A 26594-nucleotide genomic window follows, 5' to 3' on the forward strand; every position below is an offset into this window, starting at 1 on the left:
TTGGAGTCTACTATTTTAGCCGCAACGAGAGAGATAGAGCTGCGGTTATCCTTGGGGTAAGATGATGCCATGTCTGTTTATTTATACAGTGGTATGCGCAAGATCATCCATATCGACATGGACTGCTTTTTTGCCGCGGTGGAGATGCGGGACAATCTGGCGTTGCGGGAGGTGCCGCTCGCCATCGGTGGGTCCTCCGAGCGGCGCGGCGTCATCTCGACCTGCAACTATGTGGCGCGCCGGTTCGGGGTGCGCTCCGCCATGCCGAGCGCGCTGGCGAAAAAACTCTGCCCGCCGCTGGTACTGATCCCTGGGCGAATGGCGGTGTACAAGGATATCTCCCGTCAGCTCAGGGCCATTTTCCTGCGCTATACCGATCAGGTTGAACCACTGTCGCTGGACGAGGCTTACCTCGACGTGACCCACAGTCGTTGCTGTGGCGGCAGCGCCACCCTGATGGCGCAAGAGATCCGGCAAGCCATCGTCACCGAACTGGGATTGACCGCCTCGGCTGGAGTGGCCCCCAACAAGTTTCTCGCCAAGCTCGCCTCGGAGCAGCGCAAGCCTGATGGTCTGTTTGTCATTCGTCCCGACGAAGTGGCTGAATTTGTCTGCCAGTTGCCCCTCGGCAAACTGCCCGGGGTGGGGCGCAAGACTGCCGAGCGGCTGGAGGCACAGGGGCTCTACACCTGTGAGGATGCGCGGGCCTTGTCGGCACAAGAGCTGTGCAGCCGTTTTGGCAAGCTGGGGGAGATGTTGACGACCCGGATCTGGGGGCTGGATGAACAGCCGGTGCAGGCGCACCGGATCCGCAAAACCATCGGGGTGGAGACCACCCTGGCGAGCGATGTTTGTGACGAAGCCGCCTGCCTGACGGTATTGCAGCAACTGCTGCCGGAGCTAGAACGGCGATTTCAGCTGGCGTGCCCTGCCGAGCAGGTGATGGGGCAGGGGATTAAACTCAAGTTTGCCGACTTCCACCAGACCACCGTCTATCGCAGTCAGGGTGGCTATCAGCCAGCCTTGTTCGTTCCCCTGCTCAAAGAGGGGCTACAGCGGGCGCAAGGGCGTTCGGTTCGCCTGCTGGGCTTGGTGGTGGGTTTGCCAAAAGAGGGTGAAGTTAATCAACTCTCGCTGGATTTGCTGTGAGAGAGTTAAGTTTTTGTTTATAAAGTCGATAATCTATCCATATCTGTATGACGTAGGAATATTGGCATGAGCGCTCTTTCTGTCCAGGGTCGGATTACCCTGATCGCCGGTTGCTGTCTGTTGGTGACAGCCGCCGCTCTGGTTGCCTCTTCGATTTACAACGCGAACAAGATGCAACAGCAGGTGCGGCAAGCCACCATGCACGAGGCGCAGCAGTCTGCCGAGAACTGGATGAAGGCGATGGGCTCGGAGCAGGCGGCCAAGGTAACCAGCTATCTCGATGAGGCCTATTTCCGCGCCAGTTTGCTGGCAGAGAGCGTGTTGTTCCAGCGCAAGAATGCGGCCGAGAACTTTGTCCATTCGGAGGCGCTGCGCAGCGCCGTCAATCAGCAACTGCACGATGCCGTTGCCTCATCGACCAATCTGCTTGGTGTCTATGCGGTGTTCGAGCCTGATCAGCTGGATGGGGAAGACAGCAACTATCAGGGCTCAACGGCGCTGGGTTCCAACGACAAGGGGCGTTTTTCCAGTTACTGGGCCTATGACAACGGCAAGATAGAGCCGGAAGTGCAGAATGAGGATGTACTGGCCGATGAGAGCCCGACCGAGGCTGGTGGCATCGAAAACGAGTGGTATCGCTGCAGCATTCGCACCCGAACCCTCTGCCTGCTGGAGCCCTATCTGGACGATGTGGGCGATAAACAGATATTGATGACCTCGGTGACTGTCCCGCTGCTGGAGCAGGAGACCTTGCTGGGGATGGTCGGGGTCGATATCTCGCTGGCCACTTTGCAGAGTCTGGTCAGTACCATGGACAAGGAGCTCTATGACGGCAAGGGCAGAATCTTGCTGGTCAGTCACGAGGGGCGCGTGGCGGGAGCCGATGAGTTCGATGTGGCCATGGGGCGCGGGCTGGATCAGAAGTATCAGGGGCTGGCCAGCGAGCTGAAAGGCTGGCTCAGTCAGGGGCAGGAGCTGACTCGCTGGAGCAGCGACGGCGCCCTGTTGCAGACCTTTGTCCCGGTATCCATGCGTGGCACCGACCGTAAATGGGGCATCTACATTGAATTGCCACGGGCCGTAGTACTGGCCTCGGCCCAGCAACTGCAAGATGAGCTGGCCAGTGAGGCCAATAGCAGCGTGGTCTCGCAGCTGTCGATCGGAGTGCTGATCTCGCTGGTTGCCCTGAGTTTTATCTGGTTGATGGCGCGCCAGATTGTGGCGCCCATCCGCGCTGTAGTTGCCCGCCTCAAGGATATCGCCAGCGGCGAGGGGGATTTGACCCAGCGTATCGAGATCCAGCGGCAAGACGAGATCGGCGAGCTGGCCAAGTGGTTCAACAGCTTCCTCAACAAGTTGCAATCCACCATCAGTCAGGTGATTGATACCGTCTCCGGTACGCGCAACAGTGCCGAGCGAGCCGCGCAGGTGGCCGAGCGCACCAGCAGCGGCATGCAGGCCCAGTATCAGGAGATCGATCTGGTGGCGACGGCATTTGAAGAGCTGAGCGCCACGGCGTTGCAGGTCTCCGGTAATGCCGGCTCGGCGGTGGCAGCCGCCAACACCACTGATGCCGCGGCGCAAGAGGGCAAATATGTCGTTGCCGACACCCAGGAGGCGATGCGCAAGCTGATGACCATCATTAACGATGCCCAGCCGGTGGTGGAGCGACTCTCCGCCAACAGCGACAACATCAACGATATTCTCACCGTGATTCAGGGAATTGCCGAGCAGACCAACTTACTGGCGCTGAATGCGGCTATTGAAGCGGCGCGGGCCGGTGAGCAGGGCCGTGGCTTTGCCGTGGTGGCCGATGAGGTGCGCAATCTGGCCGGTCGCACCCAGAATGCCATCGTCGAGATCCAGACTCTGATCAGCCAACTGCAATCCGGTACCGGCGCCGTGGTCAAGGCGATCCGAGATGGTCATGGTCAGGCTGACGAGACGCTCGCCAAGGTGGATCTCTCGGTGCAGGTGCTGGAGCAGATTATCCAGTCGGTCTCCACCATCCATCAGATGAACGAGCAGATTGCCCGGGCGGCGCAGGAGCAGAGCCGGGTGGCGGACGAGATCAACCGCAACGTCAGCAACATTCGCGATGTGAGCCACACCATTCGGGCCGAGGCGGCGACCTCCGCCGAAAATGGTCGCGAGCTCTCTGCGCTGGCGGATAAACAGCAGCAGCTGGTGGGGCAGTTCAAGGTATAGAAGGGATGAAAAAAGGCGCCATCCAGCTGGAGGCGCCAAACACATTCAGATGACAGACTGGGTCAAACCGGTGAGATTTGAGCCCCTCTTCCCGCAGAGGAAGAAACACAACACCACAATCACAGTCGAAAGGCTCACTAAAAACACATGTAAACCAACACGTAGTAGAAAATGTGAGCCATATGACGACTGATTGCTGGGCGAATTATGTTTATTCACTGGTCGACCCGCAACCGACAAATTATAATGCGCCCCATTAGAAAAACTCATCGTCGGCTGGTGTCATGTCTCGTCGTTTACCCCCGCTCAATGCCCTCAAGGCGTTTGAAGCAGCGGCTCGTCACTTAAGCTTTACCCGCGCAGCAGAAGAGTTGTTTGTGACTCAGGCTGCCATCAGTCACCAGATCAAGGCGCTGGAGGAGTATCTTGGCATCAAGTTGTTCCGCCGCAAAAACCGCTCCTTGTTGTTGACCGAAGAGGGGCAGGGCTATTTTCTGGATATCAAGGACATCTTTGCCTCCATCTCGGAAGCGACCGACAAGCTGCTGGCCCGCAGTGCCAAGGGGGCGTTGACTGTCAGTTTGCAGCCGAGTTTCGCCATCCAGTGGTTGGTGCCGCGGCTGGTGAAGTTCAGCGAGCGCCATCCCGATATCGACGTGCGGATCAAGGCGGTCGACCTAGATGAAGGCTCCCTCACCGACGATGTTGATGTGGCTATCTACTACGGGCGCGGCAACTGGCCGGGTCTGCGCTCGGACAAGCTCCATACCGAATACCTGATCCCGGTCTGCTCCCCCTTGCTGCTGACCGGGCCCAAACCGCTGCGTACGCCGCAAGATTTGACTCTTCATACCCTGCTGCACGATACCTCCCGCCGCGACTGGAAGGCCTGGTTCCGCCAGCTCGACATCGATGCACCCAACGTCAATCAGGGGCCCATCTTCAGCCACTCCACCATGGTGATCCAGGCGGCGATCCACGGCCAGGGGGTGGCGCTTGGCCACAGCGTGCTGGCACAACCCGAGATTGAGGCCGGCCGCCTTATCTGCCCATTCGAGCAGGTGCTGGTGAGCAAAAATGCTTTCTATCTGGTGTGTCAGGAGCAACAGTCGGATCAGGGCAAGATCGTTGCCTTCCGCGACTGGATGCTGGAGCTGGTGGAGCAGGAAGAGGCGCGTCGCAGGGCAAGGCTCGCCGATGCCTGATGTAATCCGCGAGGGGGCAATTGATGCCCCCGTTCGCATTTTGCTGGCCCACGGGGCAGGCGCGGGGATGGATCATGCCTTTCTTACCGAGTTGTCACGTCTGCTGGCTGGCCCCGACATCGAAGTGGTGCGCTTCAACTTTCCCTACATGACAAAGCGTGCACAGGATGGCAAGCGCCGCCCGCCGGACAGAGCACCTGTGCTGCTAGCCCATTGGCGCGACATGATCCGCGAGTTTGCCCATCCACGGCTGTTTCTGGCGGGCAAGTCGATGGGCGGGCGGATGGCGGCGGAACTGTACAGCGAAGGCGAGGGTGAGATGAATGCTGCAGGATTGCTCATTCTCGGGTATCCTTTCCACCCTCCGGCCAAGCCCGACAGCTGGCGAGGCGAGGTACTCAAGCATATTGCAGTACCAACCCTGCTGTTGCAGGGGGAGCGCGATACCTTCGGTAGTCGCGCCGAACTGGCCGATTTCCCCTTCTCACCCGCCGTATCGGTCCATTGGTTGACCGATGGTGATCATGGTTTCAAACCGCGTAAAGCCAGTGGCGTGAGTGAGCAGGATAATATGCAGCATGCAGCGGCGGCCATCAGCCATTTTGTGGCCCGGCATGGATAGCACGAGAGGGTTGGCTTTATTGCCAGCCGCGATGAGAGAGGGAGAGTGAGGATGCAGATCCATCGACATTGGCTGATACTGGCCGGTCTCTTCGGGTTGACGGCCACCATGCTGGGGGCTTATGGCGCCCATGGATTGGCGGCGACCGGCATTACGCCCGAGCGTCTGGCGGCATTCAATACCGCCGTGCAATATCAGTTTTTTCACACATTGGCCCTGCTGGTTCTGGGCTGGTGTGGTGTGCGCAGCAGGGTGATCCACCTGGCTGGCACCGCTTTTGTGCTGGGGATCATCGGATTTTCCGGCAGTATTTACGCCATGGTGCTGCTTGGCAGCAAGGGACTGGGATTGATTACCCCGGCCGGTGGCCTCTGTTTTATGTTGGGATGGACGGCCCTGATCTGGGCTGGCTGTCGTCTTGGAGGAAAAAATGAATAATCTGCTGCTTTATTGCCGCCCCGGTTTTGAGAAAGAGGCGGCTGCAGAGATCACCGAGCGTGCCGGTAACATGCAGTGCTACGGTTTCGCCCGGGTCAAGGACGACAGCGGTTATGTGATCTTCGAACTGTATGACGAGGAGCAGGCGGACCTGCTGGCTCGCAAGCTGCCATTCCGGGAGCTCATCTTCATCCGTCAGATGCTGGTGGTCACCCATGAGCTGAAGGATCTGGATGTCGCGGACAGGATCTCCCCGATCCTTGAGGCGGTGAGTGACTACACCATTTGCGGCGATCTGCGGGTCGAAACCGCGGATACCAACGAAGCGAAAGAGCTGTCGGCCTTCTGCCGCAAGTTCACCGTGCCGCTTCGTCAGGCGCTGCGCAGCAACGAGATCCTGACCAAGAAGGAGACGCCAAACCGTCCGGTGTTCCACGCCTTCTTCATGGCCAATGATCACGTGTTGCTGGGTTACTCCTACTCGTTCAACAACTCCGGATTCCACATGGGGATCCCGCGCCTGCGCTTCCCGGCCGATGCACCGAGCCGCTCCAGCCTCAAGCTGGAGGAGGCGTTTTACGTGTTCGTGCCGCGGGAAGAGTGGGATGTGCGTCTCTGTTCAGGCATGAAGGCGGTGGATCTGGGCGCCTGCCCGGGTGGCTGGACCTATCAGTTGGTGCGCCGTGGCATGATGGTGACGGCGGTCGACAACGGTATGATGGCCCAATCCCTGATGGATACCGGTCAGGTCAAGCATATCCGGGATGACGGTTTCGTCTGGCGTCCGAGCAAGAAGAACACCTACTGGCTGGTGTGCGACATGGTCGATAAACCGGCGCGGGTCGTTCACATGATTGCGGACTGGTTCCGTGAGGGTGACTGCCAGGAGGCGATGTTCAACCTCAAGCTGCCGATGAAGAAGCGTTATGCCGAGTCGGTACACAATATCGAGGTGCTGCGCGAGATGCTCAAGGAGATCGACAACGCGTTCGTGATCCAGGCCAAGCAGCTCTATCACGATCGGGAAGAGATCACCGTGCATGTTTACAACAAGTACTGGGTCTCCAAACTCGAGCCCAAGGCGTGATGTAGCAGTTCTGCCCGTACGATAAATACCAAGGCCGACAGGGAAATCTGTCGGCCTTTTGCTATTCGGCTGCCGGAAAATATCAGAAACGGTAATCGAGGCGCAGGGAGGATTCGTCGTCGGTCACCTTGATCTCTATCTGCAGCGGGATGGTTTTGTCGACCGGATTGAATTGCATCTTTATCCCGTCTCCTCTCAGCCTGAGGGCGGTGTTCATTCCGCCAGCCTTGAACTTGACCTTGGGTCTGAAGCGTTCAACCGACAGACTGACGCTCTTTTCCGGGGTCAGATTGAGCTGCGGGTAGGAGGTGATCTTTTGATTGCCAAAGTTGTCGGTGGAGACTTCAATACCAAACGACAGGGGTTTGGGTGCCTTGAGCAGGTCGTTGGTATTCAGGCTCGAGCGCCATACCTCGGTGGCAGTCCGTTTTTCCTGCTGCGGCAGTTTGGCGGTTTGGGTCTGTTGATCCTGCTCGAAAGCACTGGCAGTGCCACACACCAGCAGTAGACCCGAAACCAGATAGCACCCGTATCCCTTCATGAAAAACTCTCCCTGTTCTTCTTCTCTATTGAACATAGTTGCTGTTCGGGGAGTGGCAAAGGATTCGGAAACATAAAAAAGGGAGCCGAAGCTCCCTTTTAAAATCAATGGATTAACTCACAGGCGATCGATGATGGCCTGGGTGAATTCGCTGGTGGAAGCCGTGCCGCCCAGATCGCGGGTGACCCGATCACCGGATTCGATGGTAGCTCGCACCGCCTCGCGGATCCGCTCTGCTTTATCCTGCATGCCGAGGTACTCCAGCATCTGGATGGAGGCGAGGATCACCGAGGTCGGGTTGGCAATGTTCTTGCCTGCGATGTCGGGGGCAGAGCCGTGGACCGCTTCGAAGATGGCCGCGCCATCGCCGATGTTGGCGCCGGGTGCCATGCCAAGGCCGCCGACCAGACCGGCGCAAAGATCCGAGAGGATGTCGCCGAACAGGTTGGTGGTGACCATGACATCGAAACGCTCCGGGTACATCACCAGATTCATGCAGGCGGCATCGACGATCATCTCTTCGCTCTGGATATCCGGGTAGTGGCTGGCGATTTCACGTGCTACTTCGAGGAACAGGCCGGAGGTTGACTTGAGGATGTTCGCCTTGTGGATGATGGTGACCTTCTTGCGCCCTTCCTGACGGGCCAGCTCGAAGGCAAACTTGACGATGCGCTCGGCCCCTTCGCGGGTGATAATGCTCATCGCCTCGGCACTCTTGTTGTCATCGCTGCGCTTCTGACCTGCACCCGAGTACATCCCTTCGGTGTTTTCACGCACCGTGATGATGTCGATGTTGTCGTAACGGCTTCTGGTGCCCTTGAAGGAGATGACCGGGCGCACGTTGGCGTAGAGGTTGAATTTCTTGCGCAGGGAGACGTTGATGGAGGTAAAACCGCCGCCGACCGGGGTGGTCAATGGCCCTTTCAGGCTCACCTTGTTCTTCTCAATCAGATCCAGGGTAGCCTGGGGCAGCAGCTCGCCATGCTTCTCGAGGGCAACCAGACCCGCATCAGCGTATTCGTACTCAAAGTCACAGCCCGCATGGGTCAGGATCTGGATGGCTGATTCAATGATGCTGGGGCCGATGCCGTCGCCGGGGATCACGGTAATTTTTCTTTTGGACATGAGAGGGTTCCACTTCCAGGGTATAGGGGAGGATGGGGCTGCTTTATAGCATTTACTCAGCAAACCAACCACATTCCTTTACATTCTACTCACTTTTATCAACAGCGAGGGTGAGTCTCGTCATGGTTCACGCCCTTGCCTGCATTTTTGTTCGGCACTTTAGTCTGGCTGGGGCGGGTAGCGGATGTCCCGCAGGTTGAATCCCAGCGGAATATCCCGCTGCAAGTGCACCAGCCGCTGGGCCAGCAGGGCTTCATCCTTATGTTGGCGCAGCTTGAGCAGTGGCTTGGCGGCGTCCTCTTGCTGACAGGCTTCGAGCATGGCTGCCAGATTGCTATATTGCTGCAACAGTTGGGTGGCGGTCTTGGGGCCGATCCCCGGAACCCCCTTGATATTGGAACCGCTGATACCGGTCAGGGCCCAGAAGTCGACCAGCTGAGCAGGGGCTACCCCATATTGCTGCTGGACGAAGGCGGCATCCAGCCAGCGCTTGTTGAAGTAGTCGCGCACCCGGATCTGCGGGCAGAGCAGTTGGCAGAACCCCTTGTCGGTGGAGATGATGGTCGCCTGATGGCCATGGCTGGCGATGCCGCTGGCGAGGGTGGCGATAAGGTCATCCGCTTCATCGGTCTCGGAGAGCAGGGCATCGACACCGCACTCCCAGAAGGCATCCTGCAGGGTCGCCAGCCCTTCACGCAGTTCGGGGGGCATGGGGGTTCGCCCCTCCTTGTAGGCCGGATAGACCTCTTTGCGCCAGCTATGCACCTCGCCATCAAACACGGCAATGACATGGGTCGGCTCGCTATTGGCCAGCAGCTTGCGGCAGGTATTGATAAGGTTGGCGCGGGTTGCAACCAGCGCCTGGGCTGGGGTCAGTGCCTGCTGGGCCTGTACCGCGTGCAGACGGCGAATGAGGTTGAGGGCATCGATGATGAGCAGGTGTGGCCGGATAGTTGACATGGGGCACTCTTGGCGGTCGGGACGCCCCATTGTAACAAACCGCTCGCCTTATGGGGGATTGATGGCGGTCGGGAAGGCATTGAGCCAATAAAGAGGGGCGCCGATGCGCCCCTCTGTCGATGATGTATCTGTATCCTAGCGGACGATTTCGTAGCAGGGCACATACTGGCTGCCCGGTAGCTTCATCCGCTGCTGCTTGACGAAGCTCTCCAGCAGTTTGTCCATCAGGTGCATCAACTCCTTGTCTCCGTGCAGCTTGAAGGGGCCCTTCTTCTCGATGGCGCGAATGCCCCCTTCCTTGACGTTGCCAGCGACGATGCCGGAGAAAGCACGACGCAGGTTGGCGGCCAGCAACTGGGGCGGCTGGTTGCGGTGCAGATCCAGACTGGCCATGCTGGCGTGATCCGGTTCGAAGGGGAGCTGGAACTCCGGCTCAATCTTGAGGGACCAGTTGAAAGAGTAGGCATCACCGACCGATTTGCGGTATTCGCGAATTTTCGGCATCGCCTCTTTCATCACTCGGGCTACTTCAGGCGCATCGCCAACGATGATCCGGTAGAGCTTGGTCGCCGGTTCACCGAGGGTCGCCTTGATGAAGTCGTCGATGGCACGGAAGTAGTCGGCACTCTCTTTCGGGCCGGTCAGGATGATGGGCATGGGTTGTCGTTCGTTGGCCGGATGCATCATGATGCCGAGCAGATAGAGCAGCTCTTCGGCGGTGCCGACCCCGCCCGGGAAGATGATGATACCATGGCCCAGACGCACGAATGCTTCCAGCCGTTTCTCGATATCCGGCAGGATCACCAGCTCGTTGACGATGGGGTTGGGCGGCTCGGCCGCAATGATGGAGGGCTCTGTGAGGCCGATGTAGCGCCCGTTGCGCACCCGCTGTTTGGCATGGCCGACGGCGGCCCCCTTCATCGGGCCCTCCATGGCTCCCGGGCCGCAACCGGTACAGATGTTCAGCTCACGCAAGCCCAGCTCGCTGCCCACTGCGCGGGTGTACTGGTACTCGATCTCGTTGATGGAGTGGCCACCCCAGCAGACGATCAGGTTGGGATCGGCGCCAGGCAGGATCACCTTGGCGTTGCGCAGGATGGCGAACACCACGTTGGAGATATGAGTCGAATTGGTGAGGTTGACCAGCCGGTTCGATTCAAGCTGGTTGGAGACATAGAGAATGTCGCGCAGCACCGAGAAGAGGTGCTCCTGAATGCCGCGAATGATCTCGCCATCCACAAAGGCGTGCTCGGGGGCATTGAACAGTTCCAGCTTGACCCCGCGCTCGCGCCGGATCACATGAATATCGAACGATTTGAAGCGCTCCAGGATCTCCTTGGAGCTGTCGGTATGGCTACCGGAATTGAGCACTGCCAGCGAGCAGTTGCGAAACAGTTGATAGATATCGCTGGAGGCAGTCTGCTTGAGGCGATCCACCTCGAGCTGTGACAGCAAATCCATGCTGCCAACGGGATTGATGTGCGTAATCATAGGTTCCCCTTTACTCACTTGTTATCGTTGTGTTTTTCCCTGGGGAGAAAAGGGGATGCTATGTTGCATCCCCTGAGATCGATAGTAGTGGTAACAGAGGGTGGAGGGAAATAGGGCGATGACTGTTCGCTGTTTTTTTAGCCGCTTGTCAGGCCAGTGTCACTTGATCCCGACCGGTGTGCTTGGAGTGGTAGAGCGCCTTGTCCGCCCGCTCGAACACATCTGATGGGTTGTCCCCATCCTTGAACAGGGTTGCACCGATGGATATGGTGATCTCCACCTTGGCATCGCGAAAACGGAACGGGATGCTCTTGATGGTCTGGCGCAGGGTCTCCAGCGGCTTCTGGAACTTGTCCGGGTTGATGTTGGGCAGCAACACCACGAACTCTTCTCCACCAAAACGGGCGATGAAATCAGTGTCACGCAGCGCACTCTGCAGCGCCTTGGCGACCACTTTCAACGCCTTGTCACCCGCCATATGGCCGTAGTTGTCATTGATGTTCTTGAAGTGATCGATGTCGATGATCGCCATGCAGAGCGGAGTGCGGTAACGAAGCCAACGTTTGTATTCCTGCTCCAGCCGTTCATCGAGGGCGGCCCGGTTGTGTACCTGGGTCAGGCTGTCGAGGAACAGCTTGTGTTTTTGAATGGTCAGCCGTTTCTTGTACTCGGCGGTCTCCTCCTTCATCAAGCGCAGCTTGGACTCCATGGTGGAGAGGCGGGTGAGCAGGTGACGCTCCCGCGCCGCCGTGCTGTCACGCTCTTGCAGCAGCAGGTTGATGGCGCCCATATGGCCGGAGATGGCGCGCTTGAGCGCATCGATGGAGTTATGGCTGGCCAGGGAGTGATCGATTGCCTGCAATTCGTTGACCAGCGCCTCGCGGGTCTCGCGGGTTTCGTTTTGCAGCGCACGCCCCTCATCGAGGGATTCGGTAAACCCGACATGTACCGCGGACAGGCTCTCGTTGAGGGAGCTGAGGAAGGCGCGGGAGGCTTTGCGCTCCTCACGGGTGCCTTCGATGATGAGCTCGATCACCTGCAGGCAGGTTTCCGCCAGCAGGGCAGGGTTGATCCCGATCAGCAGCTGACGGCGAATATCGCTCAGGCTCTCGCCGATGGCGCCGGCAAAGTCGAGTTCGGTGATAAGCCGCTGGAGCTCATCGGCGATGCGAGCGTGATCCTTTAGATCAAATGGGTCGACATCTGGCTGGCAATCGTTGCTGGCAGTATCGCTTTCTTGTTGAGTTGCACCTGAAGGTGCCAACAGGGGCTGACTTGGCAGCAGCTGGATCTTGATCGCCTGCTGGTAGAACTCCAGCAGCTTGATCACCTTCTTCTGGTGATCGGCAATGCCGTAACCGGCGGGACTTGCCAGAAATTCCTTGAGGGACTTGCGGGTCTCTTCCGGGAAGCCCTTGATGGTTTTCAGCTGTTTGGAACCAAGATCGATGGCAGTTTGGGTCAGGGTGATCGACTCTTCCAGCGCATTGCTGTGCTGCTGCAGCAGTTTTTCAATGGCCAGCAGATCCTCGTCTAGCGCGGTAAATGCGGGATTATTATCCAGTTTCTGCTTGAGCTTGGCGAAGCGATTGTCCAGCTCGCGGTCGAAGCCACGGCAGGAGAGCATCAACTTGTTGATAAACTGGATACCACGGGCACGCTCTGCATCGGAAAACGACAGTACGCCGTCGAGTTCCAGCTGTTTTTGCTGAAGGGATTCCCTGAGTCTTGCCAATTGTCCTGCTACGGCAGCGATGTCATTCATTATCAGGTCGCCCTGTTGTCATTATTGTTTTTGGTGTTGGATAGCAACAGTGGTCGAACTTGGTTTCGATCCTCGCCTGTTATCTACATTGTTTCCTGGTGGTTATCGGCTGCCGGCTTCCTTGCAAGGCTGGGCCAATTAACCCATTGCTTTTCATGAGAAGAATTGACTTTTACCAGTCCCTTGTCAATTGCCATCAGGCCACATTGCCACACATCTCCATTAAAAAATGCCGCTTGTTGGCAATCGATCGCAGCCAGCTCCAACCAGGCGTTTTGCTGGCATTTTTCACTGAGCTGAATGGCTCCCGACAGGGCGAGATAGCAGAGGTCAAACAGGCCATTGTGATCGAGCGCGGTCGCCGCTTTCGGCAGGAAGGGGTGACTGACAATCCCGAGGCTGATCCGGCGATCCAGCGGATAGTTGCAAGGGAAGGCGGCGATGGCGGTCAGCAGGTCTCCCGCCAGTTGATGCAGGTTGGTCACATGGCGCTGTGGCACCACATAGAGCATGTGTCCTTCACGCAAGTCATAGATACGGCCATCTTGCGGGGTCAGGGTGTCCATATAGGCACCAAAGGCCTGCTCGATTTCTCTGCTGGCCTGATAGCCGTGGCGCTCCAGCGTGTTGACCAGGAAAGGTACCCGGAACAGCAGATAGTGAAGCTTGTCATCGAACTCGCTGGAGGGCTGCTCGCTGAGGTACCAGCGATCCGATTTCAGCTGGCGCTTTGCCATCTCCCGCGGCCAGCGGTTCATCAGCCGCTGCCAGTTGGCCAGCCCCGAGCGTGGCTCGATCAGCAGGGCCTCATTGGTCCGTTTCAGTTGCAGGCGGGCAGTACGCAGCTTGAGCCAGAGGGTGAAGAAGAGGTAGATAAAAAGCGCCAGCAGCAGGCTGGTGGTGATGCTCGACCAGAGATAGCGCTCCTGCTGATGCTGGCTGTTGTTAAGTCGCTGCTCCAGCTCCTTGATATGTTGCACCCGCTCGACCTGGACATAGTTGTTGCGGATCGCCGCCTGCTCCATAGCTTGCTCCTGCTGGCGCACCTCCTCGCCAAGACGGTGGAAGCGCTTGTAGCTGTCGAGTGCCTGACGCAGATACCCCTTCTGCTCATAGGCAAGCGACAACAGGCGGAATACCTCGTACTGACGGCGAGTATCGCCGAGCTGATTGGCCAGCGCGCGGGCGTTCTCCAACTGCAGGATGGCGATGGCGGCCTCCTGTTTCTTCAGATAGAGCTCGCCGAGCAGCAGCAGAGTATCGATCAGCGGCTCTTTGGCATCGCTCAGCTCATGGGACTGACGAGCCGCATTGAGGTAGTTGCTGGCCAGCGAGAGGTTGCCGCTTTGCAGGTAGGTCTTGCCGATTTCGTATTTGAGCAGGGAGGCTTGCGGTCGGTTGCTCCCCTCATCGAGCAGATCCAGCGCATTGAAGAAGTAGACCAGCGCCATATTGAGGTCGCCCTGCTCGCGGTTGAGTCGCGCCAGCACCATGAGGGAGTCGCACAGCAGGGAAGGGTTGCCGATGGAGTGGAAGTAGTTGGCCGCCTCATTGGCATACTGCAGCGCTTTCTGTGGCTCCTGCTCCTGCTGGTAGAGTTTGACTATCTGGTTCGACAGCAGGCCGAGAAAGAGCGGGTCATTGAGACTTTTGGCCTGTTGCTGGGCATCGATATATTCCCCCAGCGCCAGCTGTGGCTGCTGCAGCGCACGATAAAGGTCGCCGCTGATGGCGCTGACCCAGGCACTGGCGAGGGGATTGGGGGTCTTGGCGGCCCAGATCCGCGCATCTGCCAAGTGGGCCTTGGCATCATCGAAGTGCTGGTTCTCGATGTCGTAGCTGGTGCGTTGCAGGCGGCCATAAATCTGGAGCTGGCTCTGCTTGAGCGTGGGGACGGTCAACTGTTCGTCCAGTTGATCCATCAGGGCGCGGCTGGTGCTCTGGTTATCCGGTTTGAGGGCCTGGCTGCGGATCTTGAGATAGAGGCCGTGAGCCTTGAGTTCCGGTTGCTGCTCTTTGTCTGCCAGCGCCATCGCCTTGTCGAGCGCTTGCTGGGTGGCCTGATATTGGCCCAGTTGCAGCAGACACTCCCCTTTGAGCAGGTGGGCGCCTATGGTCTGGGCCGCCGTGCTGTAACTCAGGATGGGCTCGCGATAACCGAACTCCTGGCGATTGCTGATGATTTGCTGGGGATTATTGGCTGTGCGCGTCAGGAAGGCGGTGGTGATCTGGACGCATCTGGCAGGATCGGTCAGTACCATCGATTGCGCTTGTTGCAGATCGATAGAGAGTTGCTCCTTGTCCAGATCCAGATTCGGAGCTGACAGGGAGGACATCATCATGGCCAGAAAAAACAGTTGATTCATTGGATTAAGGACGGCGCAGAGGTGTTGGCATGTTATCCAAGCCCCCCCCTGCGAGTCCAGCGTTTACTGTGGTTTGCTGGTGGCCGGCAAGTGGGTTTCGTCTGGATTTTATTATCCAGCACCCTTATCCCAGCTGCGTAAAGCATCGATTGAAACCTTTTTGCCCGTCATGGAGGGCAGTGCGACTGCCCTCTCTGTCGCAACTCGACTTTATTGGCGGATCAGACGCAGGTTGGCGGGCACCGCTTCGAAATCGGAGCGGAACGGGTTGATGTCGAGGCCGCCACGGCGGGTATAGCGGGCATAGACGGTCAACTGCTCAGGCTGGCAATAGTGTTTGAGGTCGATAAAGATCCGCTCGATGCACTGCTCGTGGAACTCGTTGTGCTGGCGAAACGAGATGAGATAGCGCAGCAGCTTCTCCCGATCGAGTTTCGGCCCCTTGTAGCGGATCACCACGGAGCCCCAGTCCGGCTGGCTGGTCACCAGACAGTTGGATTTGAGCAGGTGGCTGTGCAGGGTCTCTTCTACCTGTTCGCTACCGGCCGCCCCTTGCAGCAGGGACGCATCAAACTCGTAATTGTCCACCTCGATATCCTGCTCATCGATGCACTCGCCGGGCAGCTGGGCAATCTGGTGCGGCGCCTTGTCGAGGGGGAACAGGGTCACCTTGACGGTCTCGCCCGCACAGGCACTCAGATCCTTGGTCAGCATGGCGGCGACTGCCTCGATAGAGTCGCAACGGGTCTGGTTGAAGGAGTTGAGGTAGAGCTTGAAGGATTTGGATTCGATCAGGTTCGCACTGGTGGCAGGAATGGTCACTTCACCCACCGCCACCATAGGCTTGCCCTTGGCATTGAGCCAGGAGAGCTCATAGAGGGTCCAGACATCGCAACCGCTAAAGGGCAGGTCATCGCCCAGCTGGAGATCATCCCGGTTCAGGCTACGTGGAACCGGCTGCAGCAGGGAGGGGGTGTACTGGTTGATGTAATCGGATTGCTGGCCCAGGCTCAGGCCGGTCAGGGCGCTGGCCCCGGCGTATCTATCTTGTTTGCTCACAGGGTTGCTCACGTAATCTGCTCATGATGAGTGGAATGAAACGGGCCATTGCAGGGCCGGATGGTTGCAGCCGTTTGGCTTGGGCGTCGGCCTCTCTGTATCCCGGGTTCTGTTTCTCGGGTCGCAAGGTCGGCTGGCAACCTTGTCTGTTACCGGGTTTGGTGGTGCAATAGCGGACTTTGCCAGCAATTGTGGGGATTTTCGATGTCGGATCAAGTTTTGTCTGCCCTGGAGCACTTTTTTGCCCGCTGGCAACAGGATGGCGAGGCCAGACGAGGCCTGCCCCTGTGCGAGTGGGAGGCGGACTGGCGTTCCCCCTGCCAGCTTGGTGAGCCCGCCGATGGTCGGGTGGCCTGGCGCCCTCACCAGCGCCCCGAACCCGCCGATTTTACAGCCATGGCCGATGCCCTTGAGCTGACGATTCATCCCGGCGCCATTGCCCTGTTCGGACACTGGTTCAGCCGCCCTGTGCCCTGCCTTTTCAAGGGGCTGCGCCTTGAACTGATCTTGCCGTGGAACGACGCGGATCTCGACCTGCTCAGGGAGAACCTCATCGGCCACTTGCTGATGCTGCGCAAGCTAAAACGAACCCCCTCCATCTTTATTGCCACCACCCGCAACGAGATGACGCTCATCTCGCTGGATAACGAGAGTGGTCAGGTGTGGCTGGAGTGGCTCGATTCTGGCCGCCGTCTGACGCTGGCTCCCTCCTTACCGGCGTTTCTGGAGCGGCTGGAGACGTTGCCGCAATAGCACCTGTTCGAGCCATGGTTACCCATCGGAACGAAAAGAGCCTTGCCATGCGGCAAGGCTCTTTTTTATGGCATCGCGTACAGGGAACGCGCTTAATCCTTGAAATCCCAGGAGAGGTTGGAGACCAAGCGACAGCTGTCGCACTTGAAGTCGAAGATCTCGTGCAGCGGCTCTGCCAGCGCCCACTCACCGCCACAGCTGGGGCAGGGGCGCGCCTTCTCCTCGGCAGCGCTCAGCCCGCCCACCCGGTAGAGGTAGTAGTAGGTGGGGATGCCGCTCAGCACTTCCAGCCGTTTGGCCAGATCGCTGCCGCGCCGGTAGAGGCGGCTGCCCACTTCGCCGATTTCGTGCAGCGCCGCATGTTCGGCGATGGAGCCGTTCATCTGTAACTGATCACACGCCTCCCAATCCTCCTGCCACTTGATGATCTGTTTCTGATCGCCGTTGGCGACCGCGGGCAGTTGGTAGAGCGGAATGGGGGCGAAGTGGTCGCCACAGCGCAGCGGCGAGCAGGTGTGCAGGAAGCTGGTGTAGAGCAGCATCCAGCTCGGCCGCTCGCCCTGCTGGCCGCAAGGATCTGTGCTGTCGGAGAGCAGATCCGCCCCCTGCAGTTGGAGTTTCGGCGCCAGCAGCCCGGCCTGATTGAGCTGCTGTTCGGCCAGTTTGACCTGCTCGCTCTGGTTGTCGGGGTGCAGGCTATCCTGCTCCGGGCAAACCACCCGACTGACGAAATAACCGTCGTGCATGCTGGTGGGGAACTCCCGCCCGAGGATCTGGCCCTGATAACGCAGCATGTCGAGGTAGTTGACGATGGCCCGCTCGGCGTCGCCAAGGGAGGTATCGCGGTAACACTCAAAGCAGAGTTCGACGATATACATGGTTCAGCCTTGCCCCTGCTGGAGGAGCATGTCGGTCAGGCGATCTACCTTCTGTTCGATGCGCGCGAGCTGTTCGGCGAGTTGCTGCAGGGTGAGCTCCGGCGCTTGCTGAGGGGCTGCCTCTTGCTGGATCTCGCTCTCGGCGGTCGCGATGGGCTGCTGCTTCCACTGGCTCAGCACTTTCAGTAGCTCGGCCATCGGCACGGGCTGGGTGAGGCGGGCCTTGATCATGGCGGTGGTGGGCGTCAGGCCCTTGGCGGCCAGCTCGTTGGCAATTCGGATGATCTCGTGGGCGGACATAAGCATGCTCTGGGTGAGAAGGAGGGATCGATATCGGGGCGGGATCTTAACCAAAGCCGGCAGGGGAGGAAAGGGGCGGGCGGCTTAGCGGGGCTGGCGCAGCATCACATCTAGCTGGTCGATCGCCTCGCACCAGTCGGAGTCGTTCCACAGGGCGTCGCGCAGAAAGCTGGCCTGGGCGGCGTTCCAGAAACTGGCCTCCGGCAGCAGGGTCTCATTGTCGAGGTGATGGTCGTGCACAAAGCGGTGCAGGCTCAGCTCGTCGTTGGCCATCCCGAGCTGGGCAAACAGGGCTGGCAGATCGTGGACAAGGGGTTCCATCTCGTCTCTCCCTTTGTTTAATCCCTGAGATTATAGACAGGCACAGCCATCGGGCGCAGAGACGAGATTGGAGATCAGGCTGAGGGGATGCGATGGGGTGGCAGATCAACGCCTACGATGTGCAGCCCCTGCATCTTGAGGGTGCCCTGATAGTGGCTCTCGCCATCGCTGGAGAATTCAAACTGATAGTGAGTCAGCAGCCGCAGGGGATTATGTGCCAGCTCCCGCCGATGGCGAGCCAGTGACAGCAGTTGCAGATCATGGTGCTGGCAGTAGCGGCGCATGTATTGCCAGGCCACTTCTGCCTGTTGGCGTTGCAGCCAGAACAGGCCGGCTACGGCAATCAGCAACAAAATTCCGAGCATCTCTCCCATAGGCGGGCTTCCTTATCGTGATGTCGATAATCGGGAGTCCTGCTCGGCACTCCCGATCTCCTTTTCTATTTCCCGCCGTGTTGCCTCGTGGCGTGAGGGGGAGGCGAGGGATCAGGCCGAGGCAAACAGACGGCCGATGGCCTTGCCCAGCGCATCGCTGCGGTCGGGGTCGCGCAGTCTGGCCAGCATATCATTGCGCAGGGCCGGTAAAGTGACCAACTCGGCAAAAACCTGATTGAAGAACTGGGTTGGTTGCAGTGCCAGTTGTTCCAGATAGTGGCTGAGCAGATTGGCATCTTTCAGATCGGGCCAGAGCCGGCCGGCGATGGCGAGCAGCAGCGCAGGGCTCGGCTGGGTTTGCAGCAGGGTCAGCAGCTTGTTGGTGCGCAGCGTGCTGCCAGGGCAGGAGGCCATCGCGCGGCAGAGGTAGGCCAGAGTCTCCGGGTTGGGGGCGGCGCACTCCTGCTCTTTGCCGATCCGCTCGAGCAGGGCGCCTTGTACTGCTGGCGGCAGCGGGGCGTTTTCAAGGCTCTGGCAGAGGGCGTAGAGCGGCTCTTGCGGCAGTTTGGGCAGCGCCTTGCAGATCAGCGCCAGATTGCGCTCATCATGGAGTCGCTCGGCCAGATCGGCAAAGCCCTGCAGCCCCAGCGTTTGCCAACCGGTGTCGTTGGGGGCGGCCAGATAGTGGCAGAGGGCATCGTAATAGGCGGAAGGGGCCTGCTCCAGCTGGCGCGCCAGCTTGGCGTGCAGACTGGCCATCTTGGCCTCCGCCGGGCGGAAGGTGTAGGGATTGTCGGCCAAGCGCTGGGCTTTCTCTTCATCCAGATCGCCGGTGAGCTTGTAGCCCAGGGTCTCCACCACCTGATCCATGAACAGCTTGGGACCATTTGACATCAGCAGGCCGCGCTCATCGAGGGCGAATTTGAGGAACCAGAGGTAGTGGCGAGACTCGCTCGGCTGGAAGAAGTGCACACCGAGCCAGGCGTGCTGTTGCAGCGGCCAGGGGTAGGGCTCCTGCTGCTGTTCGATGCGCACAAAGGTATCGCTTGCCAGTGACCGCACCTGGCGGCCCATGTCAAACAGCTGGAACTGGGTGCCAGCCTGAGTCAGAAATTCGGTCAAGGTATTGATGGCAGTAGGCGTCGCAGACATGGTGAGATCCGGCTAATGGTGATGCGGGCCGATTATAAGGCCCTTGCCGAGGATAGCCAGTGGCAGCAGACGTGCGCTGCGGTAGATATCAACATGGCAGCCATGCGGGGGGAGGTGTATAGTATCGCCCTTTTTTAAAGGCGGCAGGCCGCGCTGGCTGCCGTGTATGTCGATGAGCCGGCTGAATCGCCGGTGCTGCGTGACGGAATTTTTTTGCATCCTGGCTGACCCTGTCGGGTCAGCGGATCAATCTGTGGTTATGAGGAAGAGAGCGAGATGAATCAATATTTGCTGGTAGCTGGCCTGTTGGGGGAACTCACCGCCGAGTTGCAGCGCCTCGAGCGCTGGCAAGCTGACCATCCCGGTGACGAAGCCCTGGCAAGCACCCTGCCTTTTTGTGTCGATACCCTGAGCTTTGATCAGTGGCTGCAGTTCGTGCTGATCCCGCGCATGGAGCAGCTGGTTATGTTGCAGGCGCCGTTGCCCACCAGCGTCTCCCTCTATCCCATGGCCAGCGAAGTCTACAAAGAAGATCTGGCCGAAGCAGAAGCGCTGCTGCGCCTGATCGCCCGCTTCGATCTGCTGCTTTCCGGCAAAGTGATCGAACAATGATGCCAGATCAAACCCGAGAAGAGAGTGACTTGAAGCTGACCCTGCTCTATCAGGATGAGTGGTTGGTGGCGGTCAACAAACCGTCTGGTCTGCTGGTGCACCGCAGTTGGCTCGACAAGGGTGAGACCCGTTTTGCCATGCAGATGACCCGGGATCTCATTGGTGGTCGCCATGTCTATCCGGTGCATCGTCTCGACCGACCCACCTCAGGCGTGCTGCTGTTTGCGCTCGATCCGGTGATTGCCCGCGCACTCACTGAAGCCTTTACCCAACGTCAGGTGCACAAGGAGTATCTGGCATTGGTGCGTGGCTGGGCGCCCGAGCAGGGGGTGATCGACTATCCCCTCAAGGAGCAGCTGGACAAGATTGCCGATGCCATGAGCAACCCGGATCGCCCGGCGCAGGATGCCGTCACCACCTTCCGTCGCCTGCATCAGGTCGAGCTGCCCCACGCGGTCTCCAAAAAGCACCCCACCAGTCGCTACAGTCTGGTCAGATTGTTCCCGAAGACCGGCCGCAAGCATCAGCTGCGCCGCCATATGGATCACCTGTTCCACCCCATCGTCGGGGATACCACCCACGGGGATGGTCGTCACAACCGCTTCTTTCGCGAGCACTTTGGCTGTGAACGGCTGCTGCTGGTGGCCCGCACCCTGAGCTTTACCCATCCGGTGCTCAAGGTGCCGATGCGGATCCAGGCTCCGCTCGGTCAGAATGTGCTGCGCCTGTTTGCCGAGCTGGGCTGGCCCGCCAGCGAGAGCGACTACTAAGCGCCTTATCCTCAGCCTTGAACCGGTGGCATCTGACGCCAGCTTGCTGATAGAGTTGCTCAAAAGAGTGACTCAAGCAGGGAGAGGAAAATGGCGCAGATCGATATCGTGGTAGGAACTGTCTATGGCGCAGCCATGCTGGTGGCCGAGACCTTGGCAGATGAGCTGGAACGCAAGGGGCATCACTGTTCTCTGCACGAAGAAGCACGGCTGGCGGACATCGACCCCGGCCGTTTTTTATTGCTGGTCAGTGCCACCACCGGGCAGGGGGACATTCCTCCCAATCTGCAGCCCTTTGCCAGCGAGCTGGCTGACAAGGCGCCCTGGCTCAAGGGGCTGCGGTATGCCTTGATTGCCATGGGCGACAGCAGCTATGACCATTTTTGTGGCGCGGGCCGTCGGCTGGACGGGTTGCTGCAAGAGCTGGGGGCCACGCGAGTGATGCCCCCGCTGGAGCTGGATGCCACCGTGCACGATGAACCCGAACAGGTGGCACTCAGTTGGCTGAAAAAGTGGGATATTCAGCCCTGAATATTCTCTGAAAAAGAGCCATATCAATCCCCTGATCCTTAACCGGCAGGGGATTGTTATTTGTGAACTGTCATTTCTCATATGTTCCCATAAATTATCTCTGTTGTTGTTTTATTTTTTTCTCTTTTGAGTCCTCTTTCGTGTGGAAATATGTACATAGTTCTTTCTCAATAGTTCAATCGCTGAAAGCGATTTCAATCATGTTTTTAAAGAATTGTGGAGCTAATGAGACATTTCTTGATGGCTTATATTTTTGTTGGTATCGCTTTCAAGTGGTTTTTTATTGCTTTAAATATGCCATTTTGGGTTTTATTTCTGCTTGCTTGTTGTTTTTGAGGGTTTTTTTTGTGCTTTTTGTTGTGGTTTGGCAATGAGCCTTCATTTTGTGAGTGTTGTCATATCACCCAGCTGGCATGCTCCATATAATCGCATCTGCTTGTCACTTGGATATATCTACTGGCTAAGCCTTGATTATTAGGACATCACTCATCCTCAGCGGGAAAAGGAAAATGACAATGAATGCAAAATGGCTTCCGATAGCTGCCGCAGTAAGTATGGCGCTCTCTTCCGGTGTTGTTGTTGCTGCTGACGCAGATAATGGTTGGGAAGTACATGGTTATGGTCGTCTGGGTGGTCAATGGAATGGCGATGGCGCCAGCAAAATGAACACCTTGGGGAAACAGGACTACCGTACTGTGACCTCTATGGATGAAAATGCCAACCAGGTCGAGTTGTCTGTAAAAAAGAAATTTGAAGGAAAAAATGGTGTAAAGGGTGAGTTTGTCACTCGTGCCGAATATGGTAACCAGAATGCAGGTGACACAGGCTATTTTGTTTCCTCAGAAGGCTCACTGCAGACAAAGCGTGATGATGCCCAATTTGAAATGAAAGAAGCCTATGTGGAGCTGGCTGGTTTTGATTTCCTTGATAAGGATACCAAGATCTGGGCCGGGCAACGTTATTTGAACCGTGAACAAGGGATCTTGACCAAAGAGTTCTGGAAGCAATCTTCCGGTGTCGGTGCTGGTTTCCAGAATGGTGGTTTTGGTATGGCCGTGGTATCAGCTGATGATGCAGGCCAAGTTCGTAATAGCCATGACTTCGGCAAAACCGGTGAAAACCGCACCGCTACGTCACTGAATGTTTTTTATTATGGTTTGCAAGCTCTTGGTGGCACTTTCGACTTCGATTTGAAGGGGATGAAGCAGTCCAATACCGATGCTGATGCCGCATCAAACAGAGATCCGGTGACCGGAAAATATACCATCAATGCAGATACCGGTGTTGGTGCCTCTATTGCCTATAACCGTGATTATTATGGTTTTAAAGGTTGGTCCAAAACGGCTATCGCTTATGGCGAAGGTATGGCCTCCAATCGTGGGGTTAACTTCGGCTCCTGGAACGGTGGTTTCGGTAAAGACTCCAGCGCGCTGTTCTTCACCTCTTATGGTGTTGCAGAAGTGGCTCCTCGCTTGCAGCTTGGTAGTGAGCTGACTTATTGGGCTCCACAACATGTGAGCTGGGGAGGTGATCTCGATGTTGCTCGTACCATCTTTGCATTGCAGCCATCCTACAAGATCAATGACAATCTGCGTTTGCTATTGACCGGTTCTTATGCGAACGAGAAAGTTGAAGATCAGAATGGTAAAGCGCAGTGGGGTCGCACGGATGTAAATACCCAGTTCTATGCTTTGGAAGTAGCTACAGCATTCACTGTTGATGCAGACTACTGGGGACGTCCACAGATCAAACCCTTCGTGACCTGGGTGAAATCCAGCGACGAAAATGCCTCTGGTGCGATCAGTATTGACTCCAAAGACAACGGCAAGCTGTCTACCTCGCAAGTGTTTTTCGGGGTTGAAGCTGAAGTATGGTTCTAAGCTGATTCTCAGCTAACAGTAAAAGAAGCGGCGCATGTTCATGCGTCGCTTCTTGATTTAAAGGAATAGCTATTATGAGACGTAACACGAAAGTGGCAGTGATCGTGGCTGGAGTTCTGCTGTTGGGTGGGTGTGCCAGTCATAGCTCACAGTCAATTCCGGATTCTGGATTCGCTACCTTGATGGCGTCTCCCGCATGTTGCACGGATTTTGCTCAGATGCCCCTTGATGCATTGCCAGATGATGACAGCACTCTGGAAGTAGTCTTGGATTCTTCTTCGCCTGTATTTGACTTCAATGATGGCAAATCTTACTTCAAAGCCTTTCAGCTGCCCAAGCAGCGTAGCCAAATAGATATCACGCTTAAGTCTTATTTCACTGATAGCATCATGTTGCCAAGTGTGCTTTTTTTAGACAAAAAGCTAAGGGTTATAAAAGAAGTCAATGCTGAGCAATTCCAGCTCGTTTATGGCAGCATCGGTCGTCGCATTTCCCTGGATAGCCATATTACCTTAGACCAAGCGTCATCTGGCCAGCAGGCTGAGTTTATGATTATCAAGGCGGACCCCAAAAGTCGTCAGGGTGAGACGAAGGTAATGTCTGCGGCAAGAAAATGGGCAAAGGAGACTGGCTTGGCCGAGCCGGTGGAAGCTGATCCTGTGTTCTCACATAGCATGTCTGGTAATTTAGCTCTGTCGGTGCGTTCATCTGGCCAGCTCTTGAGTTCAGGGCAGGTAATGTCATTAGGTGCAGTGCAAAACCAGTCCATCACTCCCTCACCTCAGCCTACCGTAGGCAATAGCAAAAGTGCCATTGTGTTACCAGCATCAACTTCAGCACCAGCCATGCTGAGTGAAACTGAAGCCTTCTACCAGAGCCAGATCGAAAAAGCGGTCAAGGCGGGGGATATCGACAAGGCGATGAAGCTGGTGAACGAGGCCGAGCGGGCCGGTTCAACCAAGGCAAAAAGCGTGTTTATTGATGCGGTCAAGCGCTCGCAAAAATAGAATAATACGACCATTTACTGGTCAGATATATTTATTGAGGCCTCCCTTGTTGGAGGCCTTTTTAATCGGTAGACTGTAATAAATAAAAATCACTCCGTTACATTTTGTTACAGTGAGTTGCTTTTTGATATGAGTGGCATTATTAAAATACAAAGTGAAACTGCTATTTATATGTCTTTGTAATAGAGTGAAAGTGCAGATTATTAACTTAGATTAGATGCGTTTTTTAGCCGCTAAACAAGTTGTGATCTTCCCTCCAAATTCAATATTCCCCCGCCTTCGAAAGCAGCAATTTATGACCCGCTGGGTTATATTCTGATGGTCAAAATAAACAAGCCCGACTCGAAGATATCTGAATGAATCAGTGCTTATTTCATCCAGATAGATCGTTCAGGGACGACAATCCATTCAGGAGCGCACACAATGTTCAAAAATGCTTTCTCTAATCTGCAAAAGGTTGGTAAGGCGCTGATGCTGCCAGTATCAGTCTTGCCAGTCGCAGGTATTCTGCTGGGGGTGGGTGCTGCCCACTTCAGCTGGATGCCGGAAATTGTCTCCCAGTTGATGGAGCAAGCCGGTGGTTCCGTATTTGGCCAGATGGCCCTGCTGTTCGCAGTGGGTGTTGCTCTGGGCTTTACCAATAACGACGGTGTATCCGGTCTGTCAGCCATCGTTGGCTACGGCATCATGGTCGCAACCCTGAAGGTCATGGCACCTGTGATGGGTGTTGAAACCATCGAAACCGGCGTGCTGGGTGGTATCCTGGCCGGTGGTATCGCTGCCTGGGCGTTCAACCGTTTCTACAAGATCCAGCTGCCAGAGTACCTGGGCTTCTTCGCGGGCAAACGTGCCGTACCCATCATCACCGGTTTCCTCTCCATCGGTCTGGGTGTGATCCTGTCCGTGATTTGGCCGCCAGTGGGTGGCGCCATCGGTGCCTTCTCTGACTGGGCTGCCAACCAGAACCCGGTACTGGCCTTCGGTATCTACGGCGTGGTTGAGCGCTCCCTGATCCCGTTCGGTCTGCACCACATCTGGAACGTACCGTTCTTCTATCAGGCTGGTACCTGCGTCAACGGTGCCGGTGAAACTGTTCACGGTATCATGACCTGCTTCCTGACTGCTGATGACGCGTCCCGCGCTGCCGGTAACGGCTTCGGTCAGCTGGCTGGTGGCTACCTGTTCAAAATGTTCGGTCTGCCTGCTGCTGCGTTCGCCATCGCTCACGCTGCCAAGCCGGAAAACCGCGCCAAGATCGTTGGTATCATGGCCTCTGCTGCCCTGACCTCTTTCCTGACCGGTATCACCGAGCCGATTGAATTCTCCTTCCTGTTCATCGCTCCGGTTCTGTACGCAATCCACGCTGTACTGGCTGGTCTGGCTTATGTGCTGACCAACTCTCTGGGTATCGTACACGGTCACACCTTCTCCAACGGCTTCATCGACTTCGTGGTGCAATCACCGCGTGCCGACAACATGCTGCTGCTGGTTGGTCTGGGTCTGGTTTACGCTGCTATCTACTACGTGGTATTCAGCTTCGTTATCCGTGCCATGAACCTGAAAACCCCAGGTCGTGAAGACGAGACTGCTGAAGAGGCCGTTGGCCAAGGCAAAGACGAGATGTCTGCTGCTCTGGTTGCCGCCTTCGGTGGTAAAGAGAACATCGCTTCTCTGGATGCCTGCATCACCCGTCTGCGTGTTGGCGTGAAAGATGTTGCCAAAGTTGACCAGGCTGGTCTGAAGAAACTGGGTGCTGCCGGTGTGGTAGTGGCTGGTTCCGGCGTTCAAGCCATCTTCGGTACCAAGTCCGACAACCTGAAAACCGACATGGACATCTGGATGAAGAGCAACTAATTCTGTTGCCTGAATATCAGCGTGTTTGAAGAGGGAGGCGAAAGCCTCCCTCTTGCTATTTGTGACTCTGGATAGTGCGAGTCGCTGTAGGTCTTATCGTGGCAGGAGCTGGGTTGCCCAAGGGGCGATATGTAACGGGTTGCCCA

Annotated in this window: 25 protein-coding genes; 13 read left to right on the forward strand and 12 right to left on the reverse strand. The window is 57.1% G+C overall.

All coding sequences use genetic code 11. The features are described 5' to 3' along the window. Positions 1-93 precede the first annotated feature (93 nt). From dinB to rlmM, 6 genes are all read left to right on the forward strand, one after another. A complete protein-coding gene (dinB, locus tag L972_RS03395; protein WP_081990682.1) occupies positions 94-1149 on the forward strand; it encodes a DNA polymerase IV in 1056 nt (351 codons plus the stop codon). Positions 1150-1215: 66 nt separating this feature from the next. Then, positions 1216-3357, forward strand: a complete 2142-nt coding sequence (locus L972_RS03400; RefSeq protein ID WP_047435528.1) for a methyl-accepting chemotaxis protein — start codon at positions 1216-1218, stop codon at positions 3355-3357. Positions 3358-3641: 284 nt separating this feature from the next. Then, on the forward strand, positions 3642-4562 hold the full coding sequence (locus tag L972_RS03405; RefSeq protein ID WP_005338622.1) for a transcriptional regulator GcvA: 921 nt from the start codon (positions 3642-3644) through the stop codon (positions 4560-4562). Then, positions 4555-5184 (forward strand): alpha/beta family hydrolase, encoded by a 630-nt coding sequence (locus tag L972_RS03410; protein WP_047435531.1) that lies wholly within the window; start codon positions 4555-4557, stop codon positions 5182-5184. The genes L972_RS03405 and L972_RS03410 overlap by 8 nt, the downstream gene beginning before the upstream one ends. A gap of 51 nt (positions 5185-5235) precedes the next feature. After that, positions 5236-5622: a DUF423 domain-containing protein gene (locus tag L972_RS03415; RefSeq protein WP_047435533.1), complete on the forward strand. Its 387-nt coding sequence runs from the start codon at positions 5236-5238 to the stop codon at positions 5620-5622. Continuing rightward, a complete protein-coding gene (rlmM, locus tag L972_RS03420; protein ID WP_005338617.1) occupies positions 5615-6709 on the forward strand; it encodes a 23S rRNA (cytidine(2498)-2'-O)-methyltransferase RlmM in 1095 nt (364 codons plus the stop codon). The genes L972_RS03415 and rlmM overlap by 8 nt, the downstream gene beginning before the upstream one ends. An 82-nt stretch (positions 6710-6791) precedes the next feature. Here the strand turns inward: rlmM and L972_RS03425 are convergent, their stop codons facing one another. The 7 genes from L972_RS03425 to queF all read right to left on the reverse strand — a co-directional run bounded on the left by L972_RS03425 (position 6792) and on the right by queF (position 16016). Beyond that, a complete protein-coding gene (locus L972_RS03425; RefSeq protein ID WP_005358627.1) occupies positions 6792-7250 on the reverse strand; it encodes a hypothetical protein in 459 nt (152 codons plus the stop codon). 117 nt (positions 7251-7367) lie between these two features. Beyond that, on the reverse strand, positions 7368-8375 hold the full coding sequence (locus L972_RS03430) for an isocitrate dehydrogenase (RefSeq protein WP_005349723.1): 1008 nt from the start codon (positions 8373-8375) through the stop codon (positions 7368-7370). 159 nt (positions 8376-8534) lie between these two features. Then, positions 8535-9335, reverse strand: a complete 801-nt coding sequence (xni, locus tag L972_RS03435; protein WP_047435568.1) for a flap endonuclease Xni — start codon at positions 9333-9335, stop codon at positions 8535-8537. A gap of 135 nt (positions 9336-9470) precedes the next feature. Next, a complete protein-coding gene (gene ppnN, locus L972_RS03440) occupies positions 9471-10826 on the reverse strand; it encodes a nucleotide 5'-monophosphate nucleosidase PpnN (RefSeq protein ID WP_019445906.1) in 1356 nt (451 codons plus the stop codon). A gap of 148 nt (positions 10827-10974) precedes the next feature. Continuing rightward, entirely contained in the window at positions 10975-12591 is a 1617-nt protein-coding gene (locus L972_RS03445; RefSeq protein ID WP_047435571.1) for a GGDEF domain-containing protein, read from the reverse strand. An 83-nt stretch (positions 12592-12674) separates the two neighbouring features. Further along, on the reverse strand, positions 12675-14957 hold the full coding sequence (locus L972_RS03450) for a tetratricopeptide repeat protein (RefSeq protein ID WP_047435574.1): 2283 nt from the start codon (positions 14955-14957) through the stop codon (positions 12675-12677). A 210-nt stretch (positions 14958-15167) separates the two neighbouring features. Beyond that, positions 15168-16016, reverse strand: a complete 849-nt coding sequence (queF, locus tag L972_RS03455; protein ID WP_047435576.1) for an NADPH-dependent 7-cyano-7-deazaguanine reductase QueF — start codon at positions 16014-16016, stop codon at positions 15168-15170. A gap of 204 nt (positions 16017-16220) precedes the next feature. On the opposite strand from queF, the gene syd reads away from it, so the two are divergent. Continuing rightward, complete coding sequence (gene syd, locus L972_RS03460; RefSeq protein WP_047435578.1) at positions 16221-16769, forward strand: SecY-interacting protein; 549 nt, start codon at positions 16221-16223, stop codon at positions 16767-16769. Positions 16770-16861: 92 nt separating this feature from the next. Here syd and L972_RS03465 read toward each other — a convergent pair whose 3' ends face one another. The 5 genes from L972_RS03465 to L972_RS03485 all read right to left on the reverse strand — a co-directional run bounded on the left by L972_RS03465 (position 16862) and on the right by L972_RS03485 (position 19794). Continuing rightward, a complete protein-coding gene (locus tag L972_RS03465; protein ID WP_047435581.1) occupies positions 16862-17647 on the reverse strand; it encodes a Zn-ribbon-containing protein in 786 nt (261 codons plus the stop codon). A gap of 3 nt (positions 17648-17650) precedes the next feature. Beyond that, positions 17651-17947, reverse strand: a complete 297-nt coding sequence (locus L972_RS03470) for a hypothetical protein (protein WP_047435583.1) — start codon at positions 17945-17947, stop codon at positions 17651-17653. Between the two features lie 84 nt (positions 17948-18031). Next, the gene (locus L972_RS03475; protein ID WP_047435586.1) at positions 18032-18268 is read right to left on the reverse strand and encodes a DUF2789 family protein; all 237 of its coding nucleotides are present in this window, start codon (positions 18266-18268) and stop codon (positions 18032-18034) included. A gap of 74 nt (positions 18269-18342) precedes the next feature. Then, positions 18343-18642, reverse strand: coding sequence for a DUF3301 domain-containing protein (locus L972_RS03480; protein ID WP_047435589.1), 300 nt, complete (start codon positions 18640-18642; stop codon positions 18343-18345). A gap of 111 nt (positions 18643-18753) precedes the next feature. Beyond that, complete coding sequence (locus L972_RS03485) at positions 18754-19794, reverse strand: DUF3549 family protein (RefSeq protein ID WP_047435592.1); 1041 nt, start codon at positions 19792-19794, stop codon at positions 18754-18756. Between the two features lie 276 nt (positions 19795-20070). On the opposite strand from L972_RS03485, the gene L972_RS03490 reads away from it, so the two are divergent. The 6 genes from L972_RS03490 to ptsG all read left to right on the forward strand — a co-directional run bounded on the left by L972_RS03490 (position 20071) and on the right by ptsG (position 26448). Then, positions 20071-20406, forward strand: a complete 336-nt coding sequence (locus tag L972_RS03490) for a YqcC family protein (protein ID WP_005338596.1) — start codon at positions 20071-20073, stop codon at positions 20404-20406. Continuing rightward, positions 20403-21176 carry a tRNA pseudouridine(65) synthase TruC gene (gene truC / locus L972_RS03495; RefSeq protein WP_047435594.1) on the forward strand — a complete coding sequence of 258 codons (774 nt, stop codon included), beginning with the start codon at positions 20403-20405 and terminating at the stop codon, positions 21174-21176. The genes L972_RS03490 and truC overlap by 4 nt, the downstream gene beginning before the upstream one ends. A gap of 90 nt (positions 21177-21266) precedes the next feature. Then, positions 21267-21707 (forward strand): flavodoxin, encoded by a 441-nt coding sequence (locus L972_RS03500; RefSeq protein ID WP_019445214.1) that lies wholly within the window; start codon positions 21267-21269, stop codon positions 21705-21707. Between the two features lie 515 nt (positions 21708-22222). Next, positions 22223-23587, forward strand: coding sequence for a carbohydrate porin (locus L972_RS03505; protein ID WP_047435595.1), 1365 nt, complete (start codon positions 22223-22225; stop codon positions 23585-23587). A gap of 74 nt (positions 23588-23661) precedes the next feature. Next, positions 23662-24594, forward strand: a complete 933-nt coding sequence (locus tag L972_RS03510; protein ID WP_052200023.1) for a MalM family protein — start codon at positions 23662-23664, stop codon at positions 24592-24594. Positions 24595-25017: 423 nt separating this feature from the next. Further along, on the forward strand, positions 25018-26448 hold the full coding sequence (gene ptsG / locus L972_RS03515; RefSeq protein WP_005338586.1) for a PTS glucose transporter subunit IIBC: 1431 nt from the start codon (positions 25018-25020) through the stop codon (positions 26446-26448). The last annotated feature ends 146 nt before the right edge of the window (positions 26449-26594 follow it).

This window comes from Aeromonas sp. ZOR0001 (assembly GCF_000801015.1).
In the GTDB taxonomy this organism is placed as follows: Bacteria; Pseudomonadota; Gammaproteobacteria; order Enterobacterales; family Aeromonadaceae; genus Aeromonas; species Aeromonas veronii.

Bases quoted from the DNA above. Each gene is read 5' to 3' on its own strand.
- dinB (WP_081990682.1), top strand. From the start codon at position 94: ATGCGCAAGATCATCCATATCGACATGGACTGCTTTTTTGCCGCGGTG.
- L972_RS03400 (WP_047435528.1), top strand. From the start codon at position 1,216: ATGAGCGCTCTTTCTGTCCAGGGTCGGATTACCCTGATCGCCGGTTGC.
- L972_RS03405 (WP_005338622.1), top strand. From the start codon at position 3,642: ATGTCTCGTCGTTTACCCCCGCTCAATGCCCTCAAGGCGTTTGAAGCA.
- L972_RS03410 (WP_047435531.1), top strand. From the start codon at position 4,555: ATGCCTGATGTAATCCGCGAGGGGGCAATTGATGCCCCCGTTCGCATT.
- L972_RS03415 (WP_047435533.1), top strand. From the start codon at position 5,236: ATGCAGATCCATCGACATTGGCTGATACTGGCCGGTCTCTTCGGGTTG.
- rlmM (WP_005338617.1), top strand. From the start codon at position 5,615: ATGAATAATCTGCTGCTTTATTGCCGCCCCGGTTTTGAGAAAGAGGCG.
- L972_RS03425 (WP_005358627.1), bottom strand. From the start codon at position 7,250: ATGAAGGGATACGGGTGCTATCTGGTTTCGGGTCTACTGCTGGTGTGT.
- L972_RS03430 (WP_005349723.1), bottom strand. From the start codon at position 8,375: ATGTCCAAAAGAAAAATTACCGTGATCCCCGGCGACGGCATCGGCCCC.
- xni (WP_047435568.1), bottom strand. From the start codon at position 9,335: ATGTCAACTATCCGGCCACACCTGCTCATCATCGATGCCCTCAACCTC.
- ppnN (WP_019445906.1), bottom strand. From the start codon at position 10,826: ATGATTACGCACATCAATCCCGTTGGCAGCATGGATTTGCTGTCACAG.
- L972_RS03445 (WP_047435571.1), bottom strand. From the start codon at position 12,591: ATGAATGACATCGCTGCCGTAGCAGGACAATTGGCAAGACTCAGGGAA.
- L972_RS03450 (WP_047435574.1), bottom strand. From the start codon at position 14,957: ATGAATCAACTGTTTTTTCTGGCCATGATGATGTCCTCCCTGTCAGCT.
- syd (WP_047435578.1), top strand. From the start codon at position 16,221: ATGTCGGATCAAGTTTTGTCTGCCCTGGAGCACTTTTTTGCCCGCTGG.
- L972_RS03465 (WP_047435581.1), bottom strand. From the start codon at position 17,647: ATGTATATCGTCGAACTCTGCTTTGAGTGTTACCGCGATACCTCCCTT.
- L972_RS03470 (WP_047435583.1), bottom strand. From the start codon at position 17,947: ATGTCCGCCCACGAGATCATCCGAATTGCCAACGAGCTGGCCGCCAAG.
- L972_RS03475 (WP_047435586.1), bottom strand. From the start codon at position 18,268: ATGGAACCCCTTGTCCACGATCTGCCAGCCCTGTTTGCCCAGCTCGGG.
- L972_RS03480 (WP_047435589.1), bottom strand. From the start codon at position 18,642: ATGGGAGAGATGCTCGGAATTTTGTTGCTGATTGCCGTAGCCGGCCTG.
- L972_RS03485 (WP_047435592.1), bottom strand. From the start codon at position 19,794: ATGTCTGCGACGCCTACTGCCATCAATACCTTGACCGAATTTCTGACT.
- L972_RS03490 (WP_005338596.1), top strand. From the start codon at position 20,071: ATGAATCAATATTTGCTGGTAGCTGGCCTGTTGGGGGAACTCACCGCC.
- truC (WP_047435594.1), top strand. From the start codon at position 20,403: ATGATGCCAGATCAAACCCGAGAAGAGAGTGACTTGAAGCTGACCCTG.
- L972_RS03500 (WP_019445214.1), top strand. From the start codon at position 21,267: ATGGCGCAGATCGATATCGTGGTAGGAACTGTCTATGGCGCAGCCATG.
- L972_RS03505 (WP_047435595.1), top strand. From the start codon at position 22,223: ATGAATGCAAAATGGCTTCCGATAGCTGCCGCAGTAAGTATGGCGCTC.
- L972_RS03510 (WP_052200023.1), top strand. From the start codon at position 23,662: ATGAGACGTAACACGAAAGTGGCAGTGATCGTGGCTGGAGTTCTGCTG.
- ptsG (WP_005338586.1), top strand. From the start codon at position 25,018: ATGTTCAAAAATGCTTTCTCTAATCTGCAAAAGGTTGGTAAGGCGCTG.